Genomic DNA, 20,384 nt, shown 5'->3' with positions numbered 1-20,384 from the left:
CCCCCCCGGGAGCGGCTGGTCACGGTGGTCCGCTCGGCTGCCGCGGGGGAGGGCGCCGTACCACCGGATCTGCTGGGCCGGCTGCTCGGTCAGGTCGGCCGCGCACAGCGTCAGGTGCTGGGGCCCCGCGGGCTGACCTTCAACAACCTCACGGAGCGGGAGTCGGAGGTGCTGCGACTGGTCGCCGACGGGCTCGACACCGCCGAAGTCGCCACCAGGCTCGCGTACTCGCCACGGACGGTGAAGCAGGTCCTCCACGACATCCAGATCCGCTTCCACCTCCGCAATCGCTGCCATGCCGTCGCCTACGCGATACGGCACGGCCTGATCTGATGCCTGGTCCAATGCCTGGTCTGATGACGGCTGGCGGGGAGGACAGCCGCCCATCCCGGGAACCATGCGGTTCTCCTCAACTGCCTTGCGCGGAACGAACGTTCGCCCGGAAGGGGAATTTTCGCGGAGGGGGTAACACCGCTGGGCCCGGTGACTAAGGTTTCTGCCCCTGGTGTCGATGAGGCGGCGGCCGGTGTGTGCGCCGGCGGGAACGAAGGTGGCGCGGTTGAGGGGTGAACGGCGATGACAAGGGTTCCGAGGCAGGGGACGGGGGACCTTGGTGAGCCGGAGAAGGGCCAGGGCGCATCGGCGGAACGGTCGGATGCCGAACTGGTGGTGCTTGCTCGCGGCGGGGACGACGCGTCGTTTGTGGTGCTCTACGAGCGGCACTTCGCGTCGGCCTGTCGATTGGCCGGTTGTTATGCGAGCAGTGCGGCGGACGCGGAGGATCTTGCGTCCGAGGGTTTTGCGCAGGTCCTGGGGGCGATTCGGGCCGGCGGCGGTCCGCAGCGGGCTTTTCGGCCGTATGTGCTGACGGTGGTGCGCCGACTGGCTGCGGGCGATGTGGTGCGGGAGCAGCGCGCCACGCCCACGCCGGAGGTGGAGGACTATGCGCCGTTGCTTCCGTTCGAGGATCCGGTGCTGGCGGAGTTGGAGGCGTCGCTGGTCGGGCGGGCGTTTGCCGCATTGCCCGAGCGGTGGCAGACGGTGTTGTGGCATACCGAGGTGGAGGGGGAGAGCCCGGCGCAGGTGGCGCCTCGCCTGGGGTTGTCCGCCAACGCGGTTGCTGCACTGGCCTGCCGGGCGCGTGAGGGGCTGCGCAAGGAGTATCTGCAGGCGCATCTGTCCGAGCGGGAGTTGGAACGGGAATGCCGCAAGTGCGCCCGGAAACTTGCCGCCTATCTGCGCGGCTCCCTCGGTCCGCGGGAGCGGCGCCGGGTCGAGGAACACCTCGACGAGTGCGAGCGCTGTCCCCGACTGCTGCTGGAGCTACGCGAGGTCTCCGGCCGACTGCGTGCCTTTGTGGCCCCTCTGCTCCTGGGACCGGCGTTCGCCGGGTACTTGGCCTCGCCGCTGTTCGACGCGTCCCCGGACGCGACGGCGGAGGGAGCGGAGCACGGACCGGCACATGCGCAGACGGACGGGCAACAGGGTCCGGACGGGCAACAGCCGGACAGCGGGCACCATGTGGACGACGGTGGCGAACAAGGGCCGTTACGACACGGTGCAGGCGCGGGGAGCTCGGCTCCCGGCGTCGTCGTCACCCTCGCGGTGGTCTCCGGCCTTACCGTCGTGACCCTGGCCGCGCCCCTGCCCCTGGCGCACGAGGACCATCCACACCCCCGTGCGCATGGCAAGGCCTCCGCCGCGACGCCTTCCCCCTCGTCGGGACAACCGACGCCGCCCGGTCCGGCACCGGCCCCGCCGACGGGCCCCGGGGCCCCGTCGAGCAGCCGTCCGGTCCGGCCGACCCCCGGCCCGCTGAAGGAGACCCCCGACAATGCCTTCGGTACCGGAGGCACCTTCGGCCGGGGAGACGACGGAGCGTCCACCCCCTCTGGCTCTGCTTCCCCGACCCCTCCCACCAACTCACCTGCCCCGCCTCCTGCTTCGCTGCTCTCCGACGGAAGCTTCGAGTCGCCGGCCGCGGGATCCCCGGTGGCCCTGTACCGCGCGGGCACCGCCATCGGTCCGTGGCAGGTCGTCAAGAACTCCGTGAACCTGGTCCGCTCGGATGCCCTGCGGGCCGCGGAAGGCCGGCAGTCGATCGACCTGAACGGCGATCCGCCCGGCGCCATCAACGGGGCGATCGCCCAGACCTTCACCACCACGGCCGGCCGGCCGTACACGGTCGGCTTCTACCTCGCGGGCAACGTCACCTGCGCTCCGGCAGTCAAGACACTCCAAGTCCAAGTCGGCGCGGTGACAAAGGACTTGTCCTTCGACACCACGGGGCACTCGGCATCGAACATGGGGTGGCGGGTGGAGACCGTGCGGTTCACGGCCCAGAGCGACCGGACCACGCTGCAGTTCACCAGCACCACCGATCCCAACAGCCGGTGCGGGCCGGAGATCGACGGTGTCAAGGTCGTCACGGCATAGGTGAAGGTATAGGTGAAGGCAGAGGTCACAGCACGCCACGACACACCGCCCGGTCAGCAGCCGTTGGCGAGGCCGGGGCCGTCGGTGTCGATGCCGAGCGACGCGAGCATCGCGGCGTACCGGCGGCGGGCCCGCTCGGCGGCGGCGGGTGCGCCGAGACGCCGGTAGGCCCTGACCAGCAGCTGCCACCCCGTGTCGTGGAAGGCGTCGATGACCAGGCACTTCTCGGCCGCGGCCACCGCATCCCGAGGGTTGCCGGCAGCGAGTTCGGCGGCGGCCAGCTCCGCGGCGGCGTTGGCCGCCTGCCGCCGGTACATCTCCCGGTCGTGCTGGAGCCACTCGGCGGGGCCGTCCTCGGGCAGCAGTTCACCGCTGTAGGAGGCGAGCGCATCCCGGAGGTCCGCCACGGCCGAGTCGGTGTCCCCGACCGCTCTCGCCCGCCTGCTCCGGGTGAGCGCGGTCTGGAACGCGAGGGTGTCGAGGTAGGCGTCGGCAGGCAGGTTGAGCAGGTAGGCGTCGCCGGTGCGGACCACCAGCTGTGGCTTACGGCGTTCCCGGTCCGGTTCCAGCAGGCCGCGCAGACTGGAGATGGCCACCTGCAGGTTCGCCGTGGCCGAAGAGGGCGCGGTATCCGGCCACAGCGCGTCGATCAGCGCCTCCTTGTGTACCGGCCGGCCCGCATGGCGAGCAGCCGCATCGCGGCACGGGCGCGGGGACGGATCTTCATCCAGTCGACGATCCGGTCCCCGATGGCCATGCGGAATCCGCCGAAGCACCAGATCGCCATACCGGGTGTGCGCTCCGCGCGGTGCGGGGCGGCCGACGTCTGCGGCCGTCGGCGGCTGGTGGGGGAGGCGGGGGCGGCCGGTGTGCTCCCAGGGTGCTGGTGCGGGCGGGTGCCGGATTCGAGGGCCGTGGGCCGGCCGTCGGCGTCGAGCATGGACAGCAGGCGGCGGACCGCCGTGGGGCGGGCATCGGTATCGGGTTCATCGGAACGGCGGTCATGGGCATGGGGATCACCGGCATAGATCTCCGCAGCACCGGCCTCCTCGGCACCGGCCTCCTCGGCACCGGCCTCCTCGGCACCGGCCTCCTCGGCGTCCGCCTCCTCGGCTCTCTGGATCAGGCGCAGGGCGATCCCGAGCAGCCATAGCCCGACGTCGACCGTGGGCACGTCGGTTGGTTCAAGTCCGGTGGTGCGGTGGTCGGCACCTTTGCCGACCAAGTGGTGTCCGGGTCCGTCCGCGACGGGTTCAGGCGCGGCGGCACTCATCTCTGCGGGCTGCAGTGCGTGACAGTTCGTATCCACGCCTATTAGTGGCGCGAAGCGCCGCCCTATGACGGCAGAACTCCAAAGTTTTTTTCGGCGTCGGCCGACCGGCGCCGAAGGACGCGGTGCTACGTCGATCGGACATCGACTTTAGACCCGGGCCCGGTCGCCGACAGCCGGCGGGCGGGCGCACTTTCGGGCGGTTGGACCACCCCTCGGACCGTTCCGTTGACCGCTGCAGAGGCACCGCCCGGTCGCCGAAGATACAGAGAGACACTCGGTCGGCGCGGTCCCATGACCGCGGAGGAGTGGTGGCCGGGCGTCGACGACTTCGAACTTCGAACTTTGAGCTTTGAGCTTTGAGCTTCGAACAAGCCATATCAGACGTCGGTCCAGCGCGGCCACGTCGGTGAGAGGACGATCCGCTGTGCGTCTCATGACCTCCCCATTCCCCGCCCTGCTGACCGCGGTGGACTGCTCGTTACTTGCGACCGGCATCGACTGGGACGCCATCCGCGTACCCCGCAGCATTGGCGTGCGCTGCCTGGACGTCCTCGGAGGGCGCAGCGCCGCCGTGGTCGAGGATCCCCGCGAGTCCGCCCTCTACTGGTTCATCGCCCCGGGCGCGTCGGCCGGTTGGGATGTCGCACACACCCGCCCGCTCGGCACGACCCAGTACCTGGTGGTGCCGCCGCTGCACCGAGCGGCAGGACCCGGGCTGCACTGGCGGATCCGTCCGGTCGAGGGTCGGCTGATCACTGATGCGCGGGCACTGAGAGCGGCCGTCGAGGATGTGATCGGTCCTCCAGGCGCTCCCAACACCACTGCGCGGCGCGCCACCTGAGGTGCCCGGAGCGCGGCCCGGAGCGCCGTCCCACACCCCCGGGGACGGCTGGGTCTGCCCGAAGCGATGGGGCGGACCGGAAGGCCGTCCCGTGCCCTTCCCCCGCCTCCACAGGGGAAGAGGCACGGGACGGCTCCCTGCCGAGGTACCGGAGCGGTCCCGTCCGTCCGCAGCCCTCTCAGCGCTTTCCGAAGAAAGCACTCCTCTCAGTCCAGTGCTTTCTGTGGGACTCAGTGCTTTCTGTGGGACCCTTTCGCCCTCTGCGGCGAACCTGCGGTAGCGGCAGGGGGGATATTCCTTTCCGCCCTGCCAATTTTCCGCTGTATGCCGCCCCAGACACGCAGCGGAGGGCGGCCGACGAAGGCGCCGAAGAGCAGCGCGGCGGCCGTGGCGACCAGCACCCCCGGCACCATCGCGTAGAGACCCGTGCGGAACGGGCCGAGCAGCGGGTCGATGTACTTCCAGAGCGCCACGGTGAGCGCACCCGACACGATGCCGGCCATGGCCCCGGCCTTCGTCATCCGCGGCCAGTAGAGCGACAGTACGAGCACCGGGCCGAAGGCGGAGCCGAAGCCGGCCCAGGCGTAGGCGACGATGTCCAACACGCCGCCACCGCTGAGCGCGATCACATAGGCGACCAGGGCGACGCCGACCACCGTCCCGCGAGCCACCCACACCAGCGCCGTGTCCGAGACCCGCCTTTTGAGGAACGCATGGAAGAAGTCCTCGGAGAGGGACGTCGCCGAGACCAGCAGTTGGCTGTCCGCGGTGGACTTGATCGCGGCGAGCACGGCCACGAGGAGCACACCGGTGACCCATGGGTTGGACAGCTGCGCGGACAGCGCGATGTAGGCCAACTCTGCGTTCTTGAGCGGTGGTTGGAGCTTGGCGATCCCGATGAGTCCCGCGAGGCTGGCACCGGTCAGCGCGACGATCACCCAGCTCACACCGATACGCCGGGCCGCCGGAATGTCGTCCGTGCTGCTGATGCCCATGAAGCGGGCCAGGATGTGGGGCTGCCCGAAGTAGCCGAGCCCCCAGGCGAGCATGGAGATCACCGCGATGGCGCCGAGGGGCTTGCCGGCGCCCCACTGGCCGCCGGCGAAGCTTGCCTCTGCGCTCATGTCGAGCAGTGACGGGGTTTTGGCGGTGAGCGCGTGGCGTAGCGGGCCGAGGCCCCCGAGCTGCCAGATGCCGATCACGGGGAGGGCGAATGCCGCGAGAACCATGAGGGTGCCTTGGACCGAGTGCGAGGTACTCACGGCGCGGAAGCCGCCCAGGACGGAATACGTCACCATCACCACCGCGAAGACCGTGAGACCGAACTCGAAGCCGGTGCCGAAGAGTTGGCCGACCAATGTGCCGCCCGCGACGAAACCGCTCGCCACGTAGACGGTGAAGAACACGACGGTGACCGCCGCCGAGACGGTGCGCAGCACCCTGCTGTCGTCCTCGAACCGGTCTTCCAGGTACGCGGAGAGCGTCACGGAGTTCTTCGCCAGCTGTGTATAGATGCGCAAACGGGGCGCGACCAGCCGCCAGTTGAGGTACGTACCGATGGCCAGTCCGATCGCGATCCACGTGGCACCGATCCCTGCCGCGTACACGGCACCGGGCAGACCGAGAAACAGCCAGCCGGACATATCGCTGGCTTCGGCGGACAGAGCGGCGATGACGGCCCGGAGCCGCCGTCCGCCGAGGGCGAAGTCGTTGAAGGTCTGGGTCTCCTCGTACACCGCGATGCCGAAGACGATCATCACGAGGAAGAAGGCGCCGAAGACGAGCATGACCGGCACCATCTGCGTGAGCTGCAATCTCATCTTTTCTCCGTCGGCGGAGACCGGTCCTGACCGGTGCGCCGAACCTTCATCGAGTCCTAGTCGGGAGGTGTGTCGCCACATCCGTGTCGACACATCGTGGAGAATGCCGCACTCCGCGATTCCAGGACTCTAGGTGCGCGCCGGCCCCCTCGGAAGCCGGCGAACGGGAGCACTTTCGCGCAACGCGGCTGCCCGAAGAACCGCCCCAATGGGGGCTGCGGACAGAAGAACCGGACGTGAGCATCTGACGCACTCAGCCACACCCGGCCCTCCCGGGACCGCCCCCACAACGTACGGAGAACCGCATGAGGGTAACGAACACCTGCGAGCAGACATCCGGCGGCGGTGGTCGTCGGCCCGCACCGGACACCGTACGCCGGGCTCTCACCAGCGACCTCATGCGTCTCGGCAGAATCGACGGCCCCCGAGCCGGCGTCTCGCCCGCCGCGGTTGCCAGGGGCTACGAGAAGACCTGGCACATTACGGAGCGGTGGCTGCCGCTGGCCAGGCAACGCCGCCGGGCGGCATCCGGCTCCACGGCAGATCAGGCACGGTGGGACGGACTCATCAACTCCGTCGCCCGGCCTGCCCAACCAGAGGGGTGCCCCTCGTTCCCCGGCCTGGTGGAACTGGCGGGCAACGCCCGTGACCTGCTGCGTACCTTGCGCGATACCGAACCGCCCTACGTTCCGGTCGCGGAAGTCGCCGCACGGATCGCCGAGGCCATCGAGGGCGGTCACTACCTGACCGGTGCGTCGCTCAGCCCGGCCAAGATCGCGGCGGACCGGCGTCTCCCCGTCGACAGCGTGAAACTCGCGCTCACCGACCTGGCCGCGAAGAACGTCGTCGAGCTGAGTGCGACCGGCCGCGCCCGCGTCACCAGCCCCGTGCGCACCGATCGCCCGCAGCAGATCGCCGACTGGCTACGGGAGTTGGTCGCCGCGGGTGCCTATCCCCCCGGGACGCCGCTGCCGACGCGACCGCTGCTCGCCCGCAATCTGGTCTCCGCCGACCCTCCCATCGCTGCCGCGATCCGCCTCCTCATCGACGACGGAACCCTGACCTGCTACCCGGGACAGCGACCCATTGTGCGACCGGGACACCCGCACGCGGGGACAGAGATGATCGCCCTCGCCCGCGCGTTCGCTCAACTGCCCCATCCCAAAGGGCCGGTGGACCTGAGGTACACCCGCATCCGCGAGGTCGTTCGGGTGTCCCAGTCCTGGTGGAAGGCCCGCCTCGTTCCGCATCCGACCACGCTGGACCACTACCTCGCCCAACTCGTCGGCATCGCCCGCCATCTCATCACCAGGGCCCGCGCTCCGGAGCCGCCCACATCGGCGTACGGTGAACAGCACGAACCCCCGGAGCACCAGGTGGCACGGGACCACCTGGACTCCGTGATCGCGCGGATCACCGTCGGCGCGACCAGCGCTGCCGGGGCCGACCCCGAGCACCGCGTCTGGCGCATCGCCTGCCTTGCGGCGGCCGTTCACGACCTGCTGAAGCTCACCGCGACAACCGGCGGCGATGGCACGCGGCCCACCTGCGACGGCGCCGGGTGACTGGCCCGGGTGACTGGTTCGGATGACCGGCCCTGGCCGAGGCCGTCTCCGCGTACCTGCCGGGCGAGCCGTTTCACCGGCCTCGTGCGCGGTCCGTTGCCGGCTGCGTCGGAGGGCGTTGGTCCGCGGAGCCCTCATCGCTTCCGGTACGACTGGGCTACGTGCTCGGCCAGTGCCTGTGAGTTGTGCAGGGCCTGGTCGACGGTTTCGGCACCGGCGATGGCGTTGCTGATCTCATAGGAGACCTTGGTGCCGAGATCGGCGAACTCCGGGATGTCGACGAACTGGATGCCGATCGTCGGCCGTGGCTGGCGGCCGGGGTTTCGGGGATTGGTGCTGGTGAGCGCATTGCGGGTGACATCGGCGAACGCGGATGCCGCGGCACGGTAGTCGGGGTTGGCGTAGGTGGAGGCGCGGGTGCCGGCCGGCGCGTTGGCCCATCCGCTGGTCCGTCCGACCAGCCGCTGGTACTGCTTGCCCGAAGCCCAGGAGAGGAACTGCCAGGCGTCGTCCGGCCGTTCGGTCGTCTTCCGCACGCCCCAGGCCCAGGTGTAGAGCCAGCCTGAGCTGCTGGTCTTCTCGACCGGGGCGGGTGCGTAGCCGATCTTGCCCTTCAGGGGGGAGTCCGCGGCCTCCAGGGAGCCGGCCGCGGCCGTGGAGTCGTACCACATGGCGGTCTCGCCGTGGGTGAAGTCGTTGAGGCATTCTGCGTACCCGGACTCGGCGGCGTCGGACTCGCCGTGCTTGCGGACCAGGTCGACGTAGAAGTCGGTGGCGGATTCGAAGGCGGGGGAGCTGAGTTGCGCCTCCCAGTCCTTGGTGAACCACGTTCCACCGAAGGTGTTGACGACGGTGGTGAGCGGAGCGATCAGCTCGCCCCAACCCGGCTGGCCACGCAGGCAGATGCCCTTCATGCCGGGCTGCGCGCCATCGGCCTTGGCCGCCAGATCGGCGACCTGCTGCCATGTGGGATGCGCCGGCATGGTCAGCCCTTTGGCGGCGAAGATGTCCTTGCGGTACATCAGGAAGGACGACTCGCCGTAGAACGGCTCGGCGTACAGCTTGCCGTCGTCCGCGGTCAGCGATTCCCTCATCGGGGCGAGAACATCGGCCTGATCGAAGGTCGTGTCCTTCGACGCGCGCTCGTTCAGCGGCAGCAGCCAGTGGTTCCTGGCGTAGAGCGGCACCTCGTAATTGCTGATGGTGGCGACGTCGTACATCCCGGCCGGACTGGAGAAATCCTGGCTGATCTTGTCCCGGACGTCGTTCTCCGGCAGCACGGTGAAGTTCACCTTGATGCCGGTCCGTTGGGTGAAATACTCGGCGGTGAGCTTCTGCACCTCCAGCATCTGCGGATTGTTCACCATCAGCACGTTGATGACACGGCCCCCGGACGAACCACCGGTACCACCGGCGCCGGTACACCCCGCAAGCAACGCCCCGGCCGCGGTCACCGCGACCGCGGCGCGTACCCGGAGTTCTCTGCGAACGGTTCGGCTCAACCTGATCGGCTCCTCTGCCTGGCCCACCTGCTGGCGACCGCCCCGGCCCTCTTCGCTGTGCGGGGATGGTAGAGGGCCGGGGCGGCCTTGAGAAGGTCCGCCCGTTCACCAAGCCGCAATCGGGCAGACCCGGCCGTCCCCCTCGGGGGAGAAGGACGGAGCTCGGGGCGGGGGCAACAGCGCCCGGCGCGGTCGCCCCCTCTGCGACCGCCCCTGGGCCGCGTCCCTACAGGATCGACCTGGCAGGCGCCGCCCGAAACGGCCGTTCAGGCAGCTGTTCGGGCGGCTCCGTGCGGACGATCGGGCGGCGACAGGAGCCGGGGGCCGGGACTCCGGTGAAGTCCGTTGGACAATGGCGGAATGCTTGGCGAGCGCACCGACCAGGTAGGGACGGACGCCGAGCCCGCGGTGTTGCGAAAGCTCGGCATGACCGAGGTTTCTTCTCGTGGCCGGCCCGGGTCAGGTGGTGCGGCCGAAGTACGCGGCGATCCGGTCGAGGGCCGGTGCGTCGTCGGGTGCGGGCTCGGAGGGGGCGAACAGGCCGGTCTGTGCGCGGATCTCATCGGGCCAGTTCCCGTACCAGCGCTCCCGGACGGCGTGGACGGCGTCCGGGTCGCCGGTGCGGTCCTGGCCGGTGGCCGTGGCCAGGTCCCAGCCGTGGAGGACGGACTCCAGTAGCTGTATGTCGGCGATCCGCGGTCCCAGGCCGCCGCCCGGCAGCGGCATGTGCCGATCCAGCGCCCCGTCAACTCGCCAAGCGGCCAGGACCGTCCTCGCGCCCTGGGCGTAGACGTCGCCGGGTTGCCGGTCACCGATGTGGTCCTGGGCGAAGAGCGAGAAGTCGGGAGCGCCGCCTTGAGCGAGGGTGGCGTAGTACGGGTTGCCGGCGGTCAGGTGGTTGGCCAGGGCCCGCACGTCGAAGTCGTCGCAGGGGGTGGGCTGTCCGTACTGGGCCGGGGTGACGTTGCTCAGCAGGCGTGTGGTGTGGTGCAGGGCCTTGCCGAGCAGGTCGATGTCATGGGTCATGTGTGTCTCTCCGTGGGATGGGGTCGGGAGGCGCCCGCGGCTGATGTGCCGCGGGGCTCGCCGGTCGTCGTCTGCGCGAAGCACCGGCGGATGCGCCGGCAACGGGAGAGTCCCATGCCTTGCGGACGGTTTTTGTCCGCAAGGACAGCGGACTGGAATGTGGTGGCCGCTTCCGTTACGAATCAGCATTGCTTCGACGCTTGTTCGAACGCTCCCAGGCGACCCCAGCCACGACGAGGACGCGTTCCGGTACCCGAACTGCCCCACACCGGCCGTCCGTTGCGCCCCGCCACAGCGGTCGCGGGCCATCACCGGACAGTGCCTATGGCGAGTTGGTGATCCCCGCCCGGCTGCGGCCCCGATCGGAAGCCTGTGTCCGATGCGGGTGTCCGGCATCCTTCCAACTGGGCGCGGGCCGGGACGGGTTGATGCCCTTACCGCTTTCCGCCAGGGGAGCTGGGGCCGACCGGAGTGGGCGCGGCGGGCCCGGTCAGAAGGAGTTGCGGGGTTCGAGGAATTCCAGGCGGTTGCCGACCTTGTCGAACGTCCAGAAGCGGTCGAAGCCGGGATGGCTCTCCTCCCAGGTGACCGGGTGCCCGTGGTCTTCCATGTGGTGGGCGAGATCGCCGAGGCGGCGCACCAGGATCGCCGGGCGGGCTCGGCGGAACGGACGGAAGTCGGTCTCCACCACCAGGTGGACCTCCAGACCGCCGCCACGGAACCAGCATCCGCCCAGGCTTTCCAGGTCCAGGGGTTTGTCCAGCTCGGTCATCCCCAGCAGATCGCGCCAGAACACGCGGCTCAGACCCTCGCCGCCAGGCGGGATGGCGAGCTGGAGATGGTGTACTCCGCTGAGGGTGAAGTCACTCGAGGTGCGGACGGTCATGGCACTCTCGTCTCGTTTCGGAAGGTGTCGGGCGGGCGGGGTCGGGGCGAAGTCCGGTCGTGTGAGGGTGGGTTGACGGCGCGCCGTGTAGTTATTTCGCTCGCTCCGGATCGGCCGGTCAGGGCGTGGTCGGAGGGATGTTGTCGGTGTGCAGGTGCCAGTGCAGTTCACGCACCTGGGGTTCGCGGGTCAGCTGGACGACCAGCCGTTCCAGGGCAGCGGCGGCGGGGCTGTCCGCGGTGAGTGTGAGTCGTAGGAGCACATGGACGCTGCCGTCCGGTTCGACGGTGTGCAGGCTGTGCAGGCGCGTGCCGGTGTTCGCGAACGCGAGAAAGCACAGGGCCCGTATCTTCTTCTCGACGCGGCGGTCGCACACGGCCTGGAGCGCGCAGTGTGTCGGTACCGGGCGCACCACGGCCGTAGTGCGCCCGGTGCGCCGGTGAAACCGGAGTTTCATGCGGACACCTCCCGGGCTGAAATGGTCAACAGGCCGTGGCCGATGGCTGGTTGGCTTCCGTTACGGTCGGTGGGAGTCCTGTGCAGGGGCCCTGGGTCGCCGAGACCGGGATGGTGTCGGCCCGCCGACCGATGGGCGTGTCCAGGTGCCAGTGGAGTTCGTGGACGGCGGGATGCAGCCAGACGAGGGTGATCAGTCGGCCCAGTGGTGCGGTGACGGGGCCGGCGGTCGTGAAGCGTGCCTCCAGGAGTACGGCGTCCGGGTCGGCGGCCAGTACGCGGGGCTCGCCGGTTTCCACGCCCTGGGCCTGGAGAGCCTGGGTGAGCCAGGCCCTGATGTGGGGTTCCGCGTCCGGGTCGCAGCGGGTGTGCACGGTTGCCAGGACGGTGGGGTCGGTCGCAGATGGCGGGGTGTGGTCGATGAGTCGTTTGACGCTGGCACGCAGCAGGGCGTTCGGAAAGGCCATGGCGGCGCCTCCTCTCCGTCGTGGGGTGGTGTTCTGGTGTTGTGGTGGGTCCTGGTCAGGCCGGTTGGGGCGGGCTGTTGAACTGTTCTGGTTCTGGCTGCGTCGGTCCCGGAGATCGCCGGACAGGGCGTAGGGGCGGCGCTTGTGTGGGGTAGGCGGGCTGGCGTACAAGGTCGGACGGAGACCTCGGAGACGCAGGGCAGGGCTTGCTGTCCCTCCCGGCGGGTGACGATCGGGTGTTGGGTGGTCCCTGGGGGCGGCGGGTGGGGAGTCACCGCCGCCCCAGGGACGTCAGTGGCCGCGCGTGAGCTGCACGACGTGGATGACGATCAGGCTCGGGCAGACGATGGTCAGATGGGTTTTGAGCTTGGTCTTGAAGCTGGCCGACCGGCGCCGGCGCGGAGCCGTGTCGCCGGCTGTGAGGGTTTCCAACGCGCTGCGGATGTCGCCGACTTGGGTGTCGTCGAGCGCGCCTGACCAAGCGGGGTGCTGCGGTGAGTTCGGCCGTGTGGCCGTGGAGGTGGTGGTGAGGTCGGTCATGGAAGCCTCCCGGGGCCCCCGGCGGGGGAGGTCGGGGTACGCAGCAGCGATCCCCCCTGCGAGCGCGCAGCACAGCGACCCGGGACGGCCGGTGGCCGTACGGGTGCCAGGGCAGTGAGACAGGCGCAGGGGAGGTGGTTACCGCGTACCGGAGGTCGGAGAAGACATACGGATACGGGGCCAACTGTGGCCCGGACTACTGCTTTGACCGTCCATGTCTCTCGCCTCCTCCCGGCCGGGGCGCACGCGGGCGCCGAACGGACACGGCAAAGAGCGCACCAGTCATCCGACCGGTTCACCCCAACTCGTCAGAGCTTTGGCACTTCACGGCGTAATCCCCTTACCGGGGAAGCCACTTGGGGTCACCCCTTAGGCCGGGGAGACCTGTCCTGAACCTGGGCGTCTCTCGACGTCGTGGGGTCAGTGGCCTGTGTCCGTGAAGACGCCTCACCGAACGAGGTGCCTCACATTTTTCGAACGCGTCAGAGCCTACCGGAATACTTGCGCAGGGACGCAACTGCTTGACGCAATCTTGACGACGGTTGTGACAACTGCGACCTGTCGCACGCATACGGCCCCGACTCTGACGGACCAGGCAGCAGCGCAGGACCCGGATCAGGTTCCTGCTGCGGTAGCTGACCTTCCCCGATCCTGGTAGCTGACCTTGCCCAATCCTGACGGAACTCGCGCTCCGGGAGCGGGTGTTGTGGGTAGGGAGCGCAGTGCGGGCGGAGCAGGGGGTGCACCCGCGGGGTTGCCGCAGGCCGGCCGACTCGGCGTTCCGAGGCAGGTCGGCGGGCCGCCTGCTCCTGCGGCCCGCTCCGGCCGCCGCCCTTGTCGTGGCCGGAACACCGACCGGGGCAGCGCCCCTCGACAGGATGGCAGGCCATGACGCTCTACCAGCACTTGCCGCACCCGCACGTCGCTTCACGGCATGCCCAGGGCCCGGTGAAAGTCAGCGATCAGCACCCGCAGGGCAATGCGATCACCCGGTTCAACACCAGGACCGCGATCGTGATCACGCGAGCCGTCGGCAGCATGTGGTGTGCCTACGCCTTCGCGCTGTTCGACCTGATCAGCCTCCCGGACGCGATCAAGGCCGGGGCGTCGGCCATAGTGGCCTGGGTAGCGCAGACATTCCTGCAACTGGTCCTGCTGTCCGTCATCATGGTCGGTCAGAACGTGCAGGCCGCCGCCTCGGACCGGCGTTCCGAGGCGACCTTCCACGATGCGAGCGCGACCCTGCACGAGGTGGCGCACCTGCAACGCCACCTTGCCGCACAGGACGTGCTGCTGACCCGGATCGCCGAGAAGATCGGGCTGGAAGAGGTACCGGTCATCGACGCCACCCCCGGTGGTGAGCCGGCGGGAGAGAACCCGGACAACTGACGGCACTTCCGGCCGCGGCCCGGTGGCGCGCCGGATTCAGCCCGCGGCCGTCGTCGGCCCGTACGGGTCGTCCGGGCGGAGACGTCGCCGGTCGTGCCAGTCCCGGAGCCGGTCGCGGACCATGGTCGCTGCGCCAGTCCGTTGCGGGCCGACGTGGCGGCCCGAGCCCGTCGCGCGCCCACTCAGTCCCCGGCCTCCGCCAGTCGCCGCAGCAGCGGCTCGACCTCGATGAGCCGGCGGATCTCGTCCGGCCGGAGCGCGGTGAGGCGCCGGGCGAGTACCTGCGCCTCGCCGCGGGCGACGTCCGCCAGTGCCGCCGTGCCCTGCTCGGTGAGCAGGACCCGACTGGCGCGCCGGTCCTTCGGATCGGCCTCCCGGCGTACCAGACCCGCCGACTCCAGGCCCAGCACCGCGGCGGTGGCGGTCGGTTGGGAGCAGGGCACCCACTGCGCGATCTCCCCGATCCGGGACGGTCCGCGCTGGGTCAGCAGCGCCAGTACGGCGATGTGGGTCAGCTGGACGCTGCCCGCGGTGGCGGATCTGCGCAGGCTCCGGGTGAGCCGGTGCAGCGAGATCACCAGCTGCAGCGCCGCGTCGTCACCGATCGTCATCGCTCACCCATCACCTGCCGTACCGGACCTGGTCCGCGACGGATCCCCGCTCAGGGCCGCCGTGGATCAGGAGAGCGTAATGGCGGGGGAGTACATCTCCAACCACAGGGCCAGGTCCAGGGTTCGTTCGAGGCCGCGCCGTGACGCCTGGGTGCTCTGCGGCGCCTCGTGGTCCGCCGCGCGCTTGAGCCAGTCACGGTCGACGAGGTCGAAGACCTGATGCGAGGGGCGCGCCAGCAGGTCCTTGGCGTGCCGCTGGAGCGCGACCGCGTACTGCGGGTCCTGGGTGGAGGGGTACGGGCTCTTGACCCTGTCGTACACCGACCGGGGCAGCAGGTCGGCGGTGGCCTCGCGCAGCAGGCTCTTCTCCCGCCCGTCGAAGGACTTCAGGGACCACGGGGTGTTGTAGACGTACTCGACCAGGCGGTGGTCGCAGAACGGGACCCGCACCTCCAGTCCGACGGCCATGCTCGCCCGGTCCTTGCGGTCCAGGAGGATGCGGACGAAGCGCGTCAGGTGCAGATAGCAGATCTTCCGCATCCGGAACTCGAAGTCGCTCTCCCCGTCGAGCCGTTCGACGTCCTTGACGGCACGGTCGTAGCCGTCCTGGATGTAGGTGCCGAGGTCGAGGGCGCTGGTGACGTTGGAGGTGAGGATGTTCCCGTCGTCGCCGAAGTGCTCGGCGAAGCGGACGAGCCAGGGGAAGGTGTTGGCCGTGCGGGCCTCCTCGTCGAAGAACTGCTTGTACCCGCCGAAGACCTCGTCGGCCGACTCACCGGACAGCGCCACCGTCGAGTGCTCACGGATGGCCTGGAACAGCAGGTAGAGGGAGGCGTCCATGTCGCCCAGGCCCATCGGGAGGTCGCGGGCGCGCAGCATCTTCGCGCGGACGTCGAGGTCGGCCAGGGCGGCGGAGTCCAGCATGATGTCCTGGTGCTCGGTGCCGGCGAGCCGGGCCACGTCGTGGACGTAGGGAGTGTCGGGTGTGGCGCGCAGGTCGTCGGCGATGAAGTTCTCGGTCTGGCCGACGAAGTCGACGGCGAAACTCCGCACCGACTCGCCCACGTCGGCAAGTTGACGGGCCGCCAGCGCGGTCATCGCAGAGGAGTCCAGTCCGCCCGACAGCAGGGTGCAGCGCGGTACGTCGGCGACCAGCTGGCGGCGCACGATGTCGTCGAGCAGGGTGCGGACGTGCCCGACCGAGGTCTCACGGTCGTCCTGGTGTGCCCGGGTCCGCAGCGACCAGTAGACGTGCCGCCGCAGTCCGTCGGCGTCGACGGTGACCACGGTGCCCGGCTCGACCTCGTACATCCCGTCCCACACGGCGTGCCCGGGCGTCTTGACGAAGGCGAACAGTTCGCGCAGACCGTCCAGCGTGACCCGCCGCTCGGCGAGCGGGTTGGCGAGGACGGCCTTGGGCTCGGAGCCGAACAGCACACCGTCGGCGGTGGGGTAGTAGTAGAACGGCTTGATGCCCATCCGGTCGCGGATCATCACCAGCCGCCGGCGCTGCTCGTCCCAGACGGCGAACGCGAACATCCCGTTGAGGTGCTCGGCGACCGCTTCGCCCCACTCCAGGTAGCCGCGCAGCACCACCTCGGTGTCCGAGTCGGTGGTGAAGCGGTGGCCCCTGCCCGCCAGTTCGCCGCGCAGCTCATCGAAGTTGTAGGCCTCGCCGGAGTAGACGATGACGACCTGGCTGCCGTCTGGGCGTTCGGCGGTCATCGGCTGACGTCCGCCGGGCAGGTCGATGATCGCCAGGCGCCGGTGGCCGAGTGCGGCGGGTCCCCGTACCCAGGTGCCGCGGTCGTCGGGACCGCGGCAGGCCATCGTCTCGGTCATCGCGTCCACGGTCGCCTGCTCGGAGCGCAGGTCGCGGTCGAAGGAAATCCAGCCGGTGATGCCGCACATGCCATGTCCTCCTGCTCCGAACCCTGGGGCCACCGATGCCGCACGACAGCGCGGGGCGCCGCGGCGGACGGGGCCGGGAACGGGGGCGGGCAACGCCGATGAACGGTCGCCCGACCCGCTCCACCAGAGTCAGTTGTATCGAGCACCTATGTAACGAGGATGTTCCTCGGAGGCGGGTCGCGTCAACCCGGGCGTAACACGGAAGGGGCGCACACGGACGCTCCGCGGCGTGCGGGACAGGGGCGGGGACGCCGGGCACAGGGGCACGGGGACGGCCGGCGCAGGGGCTCTGAACTGCGGGTTCGGTGTGGGGGAGGGGATCCGGGCAGCCCGGATCGAGGTGGCGCCGCTCCGCAGGAACGGGGGCGAGAATTTACTGGGAAGCGGTGTGACGGCGGTGGCGGGTAGCGGCGGGACCGCGAGGGCGGGCGTGATCGCCCCGGCTCGGGGGCGGGTGGAGGGCAGGGGGTGCCGCCGCGGGTCAGACCCTCGACAGTCGTCCCGGGCAGGATGCGTCGGAACAGGCTCTGGGCCTGGTGGGTGTGTCACGCGGAATGGCGTCCCCCTCGCCACTGACCGTCGCGTCACCGTCGCCCGGCGCGTCCACCGGCGTCGTCGGACACCCGTAGCACCGGGGCCTGCCGGCCGCCGAGCACGCCGCGCCGCAGGAGGTTTTCGGCGCCGTACGATCAAGGGCTTGGTCGGCGGTCTGCTCCGCCACGACCGGAGCCTTCCCCATGCATGCCGTGCATGCCGTGCCTGTCGCCGTCCATGCCGGCGCGTTCGTCAACCAGCGCCGCACACAAAGGGTTTCCGCCATGGGGAATGCCATCCTGGCTACAGAGCGTGCCCATTTGCTTACCCCCTTCAGAATACCTGCGGGCCGATCGGGGCAGGGAAGAGCCTGGAAACAGCGGGGTCCGGCTCGCAACAGGGAGGGAGCAGCATGCCTATGGGTACCGACATTCGGCACGCGGTGGTGATCGGGGCAGGCATGGCGGGTCTCGCAGCCGCCCGTGTCCTGGCCGACAGCTTCGAGGCCGTCACCGTCATCGAACGCGACACGCTTCCGAGCGCGTCCGCGCCCAGGACCGGGGTGCCGCAGGGGCACCACGTACATGGCCTTCTGGCCCTCGGTGCCGAGGTGTTCGAGGGGTACTTCCCCGGGCTGCGCGCCGAGCTGGAACAGGGCGGCGCACCGGTGTGGGACTGGGGCGAGGGCCTGTGCGCGGTGCTGCCCAACGGCACCCCGCCGCCGGTACCGATGGGCATGCCGATCCAGACCTTCTCCCGGCCTCTCCTGGAACATGTTCTCCGCCGACGGGTGTCGGCCTTGGAGCCCGTCACCCTGCGGGACGGACTGACCGTCACCGGCCTGCGCACGGCCGGTCCCGGCAAGGTCACCGGGGTGCGGGTGAAGACCGGTGACGGCGAGGACGAGATCGCCGCGGACCTCGTGGTGGACGCCTCGGGGCGCTCCTCCCACCTGCCGCAATGGCTGGCCGCCCTGGGTCTGCCCAGCCCCCGTACGACGACGGTCGATGCACAGGTCGGTTACGCCTCACGTCTCTACTCCTACCCGGAAGGACAGTCCCCGCCGTCGTGGATGGGCGTGCTGGAGCCCCTGCGGGCCCCCGACTTCCGCAAGGGCTCCTACGCGATCCAGATCGAGAACAACGCACTCCACGTCACTCTGCACGGAGCCGGCGGAACCCAACTGCCCCGCGGCGATGATGACTTCCTCGCCTACGCCAAAACCCTGCGCGGCCCCGTCGCCGACACCATCGCCTCCCTCACCCCCGTCTCCCCTGTGCGCCGCTACGCCCGTACGGTCAACCGCAAGACCGCCTATCACCGCCTGGCCCGCTGGCCCGACGGACTGATCGTCCTGGGGGATGCGGTGTGCACCTTCAATCCCGCCTACGGTCAGGGCATGACCGTCGCTGCCCTGGAGGCCCGCCTCCTGGAACAGCTGCTTCGCAGCCGCCGCCCTCGCACCCCCCTTGACGGACAGGATTTCCAGAAGCGGCTGGCTCGCGTCACCGCCTTCTCATGGTTGATGGCGACCATTCCCGACCGTGCCTGGGGACAGTCGCGGTCCACCTGGCCTGTCAAGACCGGCAACTGGTTCATGAACCGCCTGGTCGACACGGTCCCATACGACCCGCAGGTTTACACCGCCTTCTCCAGCCTCTTCCACATGGTCGCGGGACCCCTGGCACTGGCCGACCCACGCCTGTTGTCCCGCGTCCTCATCGGCCCCCGCCCGGGCGGCGGCCTGCGCACGACCACGGCCTGAATCCGCAGGCAGCGGGGCCACGGAGCCTGCCGGTGAACGCTGCCGCTCCGCTCCAGCCGCTCTGTCGTATCCGGTCACGCATCAACCGCGACGCGTCCGGCAAACCGGTGGGCTTCTCACACGACTTGGCGCAGCTGGTCACCGAGGCGCTCAAGCTCCGGCCATCGTCGTGGACGCAGGCAGTCCGGCACGGGCGCCGTGGCACGAGCCCGCCCCGTGCTCAGGGTCCCTCGGTCGTCAGGCCGGCGGACCCTGAGCACGCGCTGTGGAGGCTTCAGGTCCGGGGACTGTTGGCGGAGACGCCGACGATGCCTGCGACGGCGATCGCCGAGCCGCTCGCGGCCGATGGTGGGGTGGTGCTGGTTGTGTGGCCCGGAGCCGCCGCCTCGCCCGGTGAGCTCGGGCGAGGCGCCGGCTGGTGCGGTGTCCGACGGATCGTGCGATGGCCCGGCGGTCCTGGTGTGATTCGCGCGGCTGCCAGGAGGCTCGGGGCGGGCTCCTGGTGAGGGTGGCCGCTGGTCAGCGGGCGATCTCGGCCAGCAGTGATGCCAGTTCGATCGGCCGGGAGAACATCGGCCAGTGCCCGGTCGGCAGGTGGTGCAGGTCCATTCCGGCCATCGGCTCGAAGACCGGGTTGCCGCTGTCGGCCAGCATGCGTACCTGTTCGGGAGTGAATGTCGAGGCGATCACCGAGCAGGGCGTGTCCGGCGGCGGGATGGGACGGTCCAGGGGGCGAGTGGCGGTCGCGAACGGCTGGGGTGTGGCCAACTCGGCTATGCGCGCGAGGTGTTCGCCGGTGAGTCCTGCCAGGTTGTCCGGATCCGCTGCCGGGTCGAACTGCGGTACCGGCAGCCGCCAGCCGTCCCCCTCCTCCGCGACCCGCTTGCGCCACTCCTCCTGTGTCTGGGGCTCATTGAAGTCGATCACAGCCATGCCGCCGGGCAACGGTCCGGTGTCCACATACACGATCCGTGCGATCCGGTCCGGGATCCGGTCTGCGGCGCCAGTAACCGGCAGGTTTGCTCCGCTGTGCCCGACCAGCACCACATCCCGCAGACCGTTGCCATCGACGAGACGGACGATGTCGTCCGTGTGCGTGTAGACGTCCACATCGGGCGTGGCCTCGGCTGCCCGGTCGGCCAGGCCGGTCAGCGTGAGCGGGTAGACGTCATGTCCCGCCGCCCTCAGCTCCGGTGTCACTTCTTCCCATGCCCACGCTCCGAGCCAGAACCCGGGAACCAGAACGATCTCTGCCATGGCCGCCCTCATTTCATGCTTGCCCTGCTGTTCGGGCATCAGGCTAGTCACGATGGCGGACACCGGCTGTCCTCGATTCCGCGTTGCCGACGGTGGGTGCAGCGT

At 69.8% G+C, this 20,384-nt stretch carries 18 protein-coding genes and 1 riboswitch; of the genes, 6 read left to right on the top strand and 12 right to left on the bottom strand.

Features of this window, described 5'->3' with window-relative positions; genetic code table 11:
- A partial coding sequence (locus RZ84_RS40465; protein ID WP_241777530.1) for a response regulator transcription factor occupies window positions 1-333 on the top strand: 333 nt, incomplete at its 5' end.
- Window positions 334-576: 243 nt separating this feature from the next.
- Entirely contained in the window at window positions 577-2,436 is a 1,860-nt protein-coding gene (locus RZ84_RS02820) for a choice-of-anchor C family protein (protein ID WP_078893536.1), read from the top strand.
- A 53-nt stretch (window positions 2,437-2,489) separates the two neighbouring features.
- On the opposite strand, the gene RZ84_RS02815 is transcribed toward RZ84_RS02820, so the two are convergent.
- Together RZ84_RS02815 and RZ84_RS40460 are read right to left on the bottom strand one after the other, a co-directional pair.
- Window positions 2,490-3,077 (bottom strand): AfsR/SARP family transcriptional regulator, encoded by a 588-nt coding sequence (locus tag RZ84_RS02815; RefSeq protein WP_241778002.1) that lies wholly within the window; start codon window positions 3,075-3,077, stop codon window positions 2,490-2,492.
- 8 nt (window positions 3,078-3,085) lie between these two features.
- The gene (locus RZ84_RS40460) at window positions 3,086-3,610 is read right to left on the bottom strand and encodes a hypothetical protein (protein WP_241777529.1); all 525 of its coding nucleotides are present in this window, start codon (window positions 3,608-3,610) and stop codon (window positions 3,086-3,088) included.
- Window positions 3,611-4,142: 532 nt separating this feature from the next.
- Between RZ84_RS40460 and RZ84_RS02805 the strand changes: the two genes are divergently transcribed.
- Entirely contained in the window at window positions 4,143-4,550 is a 408-nt protein-coding gene (locus tag RZ84_RS02805; protein ID WP_052229731.1) for a hypothetical protein, read from the top strand.
- Between the two features lie 230 nt (window positions 4,551-4,780).
- On the opposite strand, the gene putP is transcribed toward RZ84_RS02805, so the two are convergent.
- A complete protein-coding gene (putP, locus tag RZ84_RS02800; RefSeq protein WP_078893533.1) occupies window positions 4,781-6,370 on the bottom strand; it encodes a sodium/proline symporter PutP in 1,590 nt (529 codons plus the stop codon).
- A gap of 305 nt (window positions 6,371-6,675) precedes the next feature.
- Between putP and RZ84_RS02795 the strand changes: the two genes are divergently transcribed.
- Window positions 6,676-7,935 (top strand): helix-turn-helix domain-containing protein, encoded by a 1,260-nt coding sequence (locus tag RZ84_RS02795; RefSeq protein WP_107068060.1) that lies wholly within the window; start codon window positions 6,676-6,678, stop codon window positions 7,933-7,935.
- A gap of 134 nt (window positions 7,936-8,069) precedes the next feature.
- Here the strand turns inward: RZ84_RS02795 and RZ84_RS02790 are convergent, their stop codons facing one another.
- From RZ84_RS02790 to RZ84_RS02765, 6 genes are all read right to left on the bottom strand, one after another.
- Window positions 8,070-9,437, bottom strand: coding sequence for an ABC transporter substrate-binding protein (locus tag RZ84_RS02790; protein ID WP_043262956.1), 1,368 nt, complete (start codon window positions 9,435-9,437; stop codon window positions 8,070-8,072).
- Window positions 9,438-9,896: 459 nt separating this feature from the next.
- On the bottom strand, window positions 9,897-10,463 hold the full coding sequence (locus RZ84_RS38740) for a TIGR03086 family metal-binding protein (protein WP_052229730.1): 567 nt from the start codon (window positions 10,461-10,463) through the stop codon (window positions 9,897-9,899).
- 490 nt (window positions 10,464-10,953) lie between these two features.
- Window positions 10,954-11,349, bottom strand: coding sequence for a VOC family protein (locus RZ84_RS02780; RefSeq protein ID WP_043262955.1), 396 nt, complete (start codon window positions 11,347-11,349; stop codon window positions 10,954-10,956).
- Between the two features lie 118 nt (window positions 11,350-11,467).
- Window positions 11,468-11,806, bottom strand: a complete 339-nt coding sequence (locus RZ84_RS02775; protein WP_043262954.1) for a hypothetical protein — start codon at window positions 11,804-11,806, stop codon at window positions 11,468-11,470.
- Between the two features lie 25 nt (window positions 11,807-11,831).
- On the bottom strand, window positions 11,832-12,272 hold the full coding sequence (locus RZ84_RS02770; protein ID WP_043262953.1) for a hypothetical protein: 441 nt from the start codon (window positions 12,270-12,272) through the stop codon (window positions 11,832-11,834).
- A 291-nt stretch (window positions 12,273-12,563) separates the two neighbouring features.
- Window positions 12,564-12,812 (bottom strand): hypothetical protein, encoded by a 249-nt coding sequence (locus RZ84_RS02765; protein ID WP_043262952.1) that lies wholly within the window; start codon window positions 12,810-12,812, stop codon window positions 12,564-12,566.
- 292 nt (window positions 12,813-13,104) lie between these two features.
- Window positions 13,105-13,278: riboswitch (M-box (ykoK) riboswitch) on the bottom strand.
- Window positions 13,279-13,700: 422 nt separating this feature from the next.
- Between RZ84_RS02765 and RZ84_RS02760 the strand changes: the two genes are divergently transcribed.
- Window positions 13,701-14,201: a DUF1003 domain-containing protein gene (locus RZ84_RS02760; protein ID WP_063772651.1), complete on the top strand. Its 501-nt coding sequence runs from the start codon at window positions 13,701-13,703 to the stop codon at window positions 14,199-14,201.
- A 182-nt stretch (window positions 14,202-14,383) separates the two neighbouring features.
- Here RZ84_RS02760 and RZ84_RS02755 read toward each other — a convergent pair whose 3' ends face one another.
- Entirely contained in the window at window positions 14,384-14,812 is a 429-nt protein-coding gene (locus RZ84_RS02755) for a MarR family winged helix-turn-helix transcriptional regulator (protein ID WP_043262951.1), read from the bottom strand.
- Window positions 14,813-14,878: 66 nt separating this feature from the next.
- The gene (gene asnB, locus RZ84_RS02750; RefSeq protein WP_043262950.1) at window positions 14,879-16,723 is read right to left on the bottom strand and encodes an asparagine synthase (glutamine-hydrolyzing); all 1,845 of its coding nucleotides are present in this window, start codon (window positions 16,721-16,723) and stop codon (window positions 14,879-14,881) included.
- 952 nt (window positions 16,724-17,675) lie between these two features.
- Between asnB and RZ84_RS02745 the strand changes: the two genes are divergently transcribed.
- Window positions 17,676-19,022 (top strand): NAD(P)/FAD-dependent oxidoreductase, encoded by a 1,347-nt coding sequence (locus RZ84_RS02745; RefSeq protein WP_052229729.1) that lies wholly within the window; start codon window positions 17,676-17,678, stop codon window positions 19,020-19,022.
- Between the two features lie 519 nt (window positions 19,023-19,541).
- On the opposite strand, the gene RZ84_RS02740 is transcribed toward RZ84_RS02745, so the two are convergent.
- Window positions 19,542-20,342, bottom strand: coding sequence for an alpha/beta fold hydrolase (locus tag RZ84_RS02740; protein ID WP_241777527.1), 801 nt, complete (start codon window positions 20,340-20,342; stop codon window positions 19,542-19,544).
- Window positions 20,343-20,384: the final 42 nt, after the last annotated feature.

Origin of the sequence: Streptomyces sp. CT34 (genome assembly GCF_000805335.1) — a bacterium.
GTDB lineage: Bacteria > Actinomycetota > Actinomycetes > Streptomycetales > Streptomycetaceae > Streptomyces.
The sequence above is the reverse complement of the archived record's forward strand: the minus strand, read 5'-3'. Positions and strand labels throughout refer to the sequence as shown.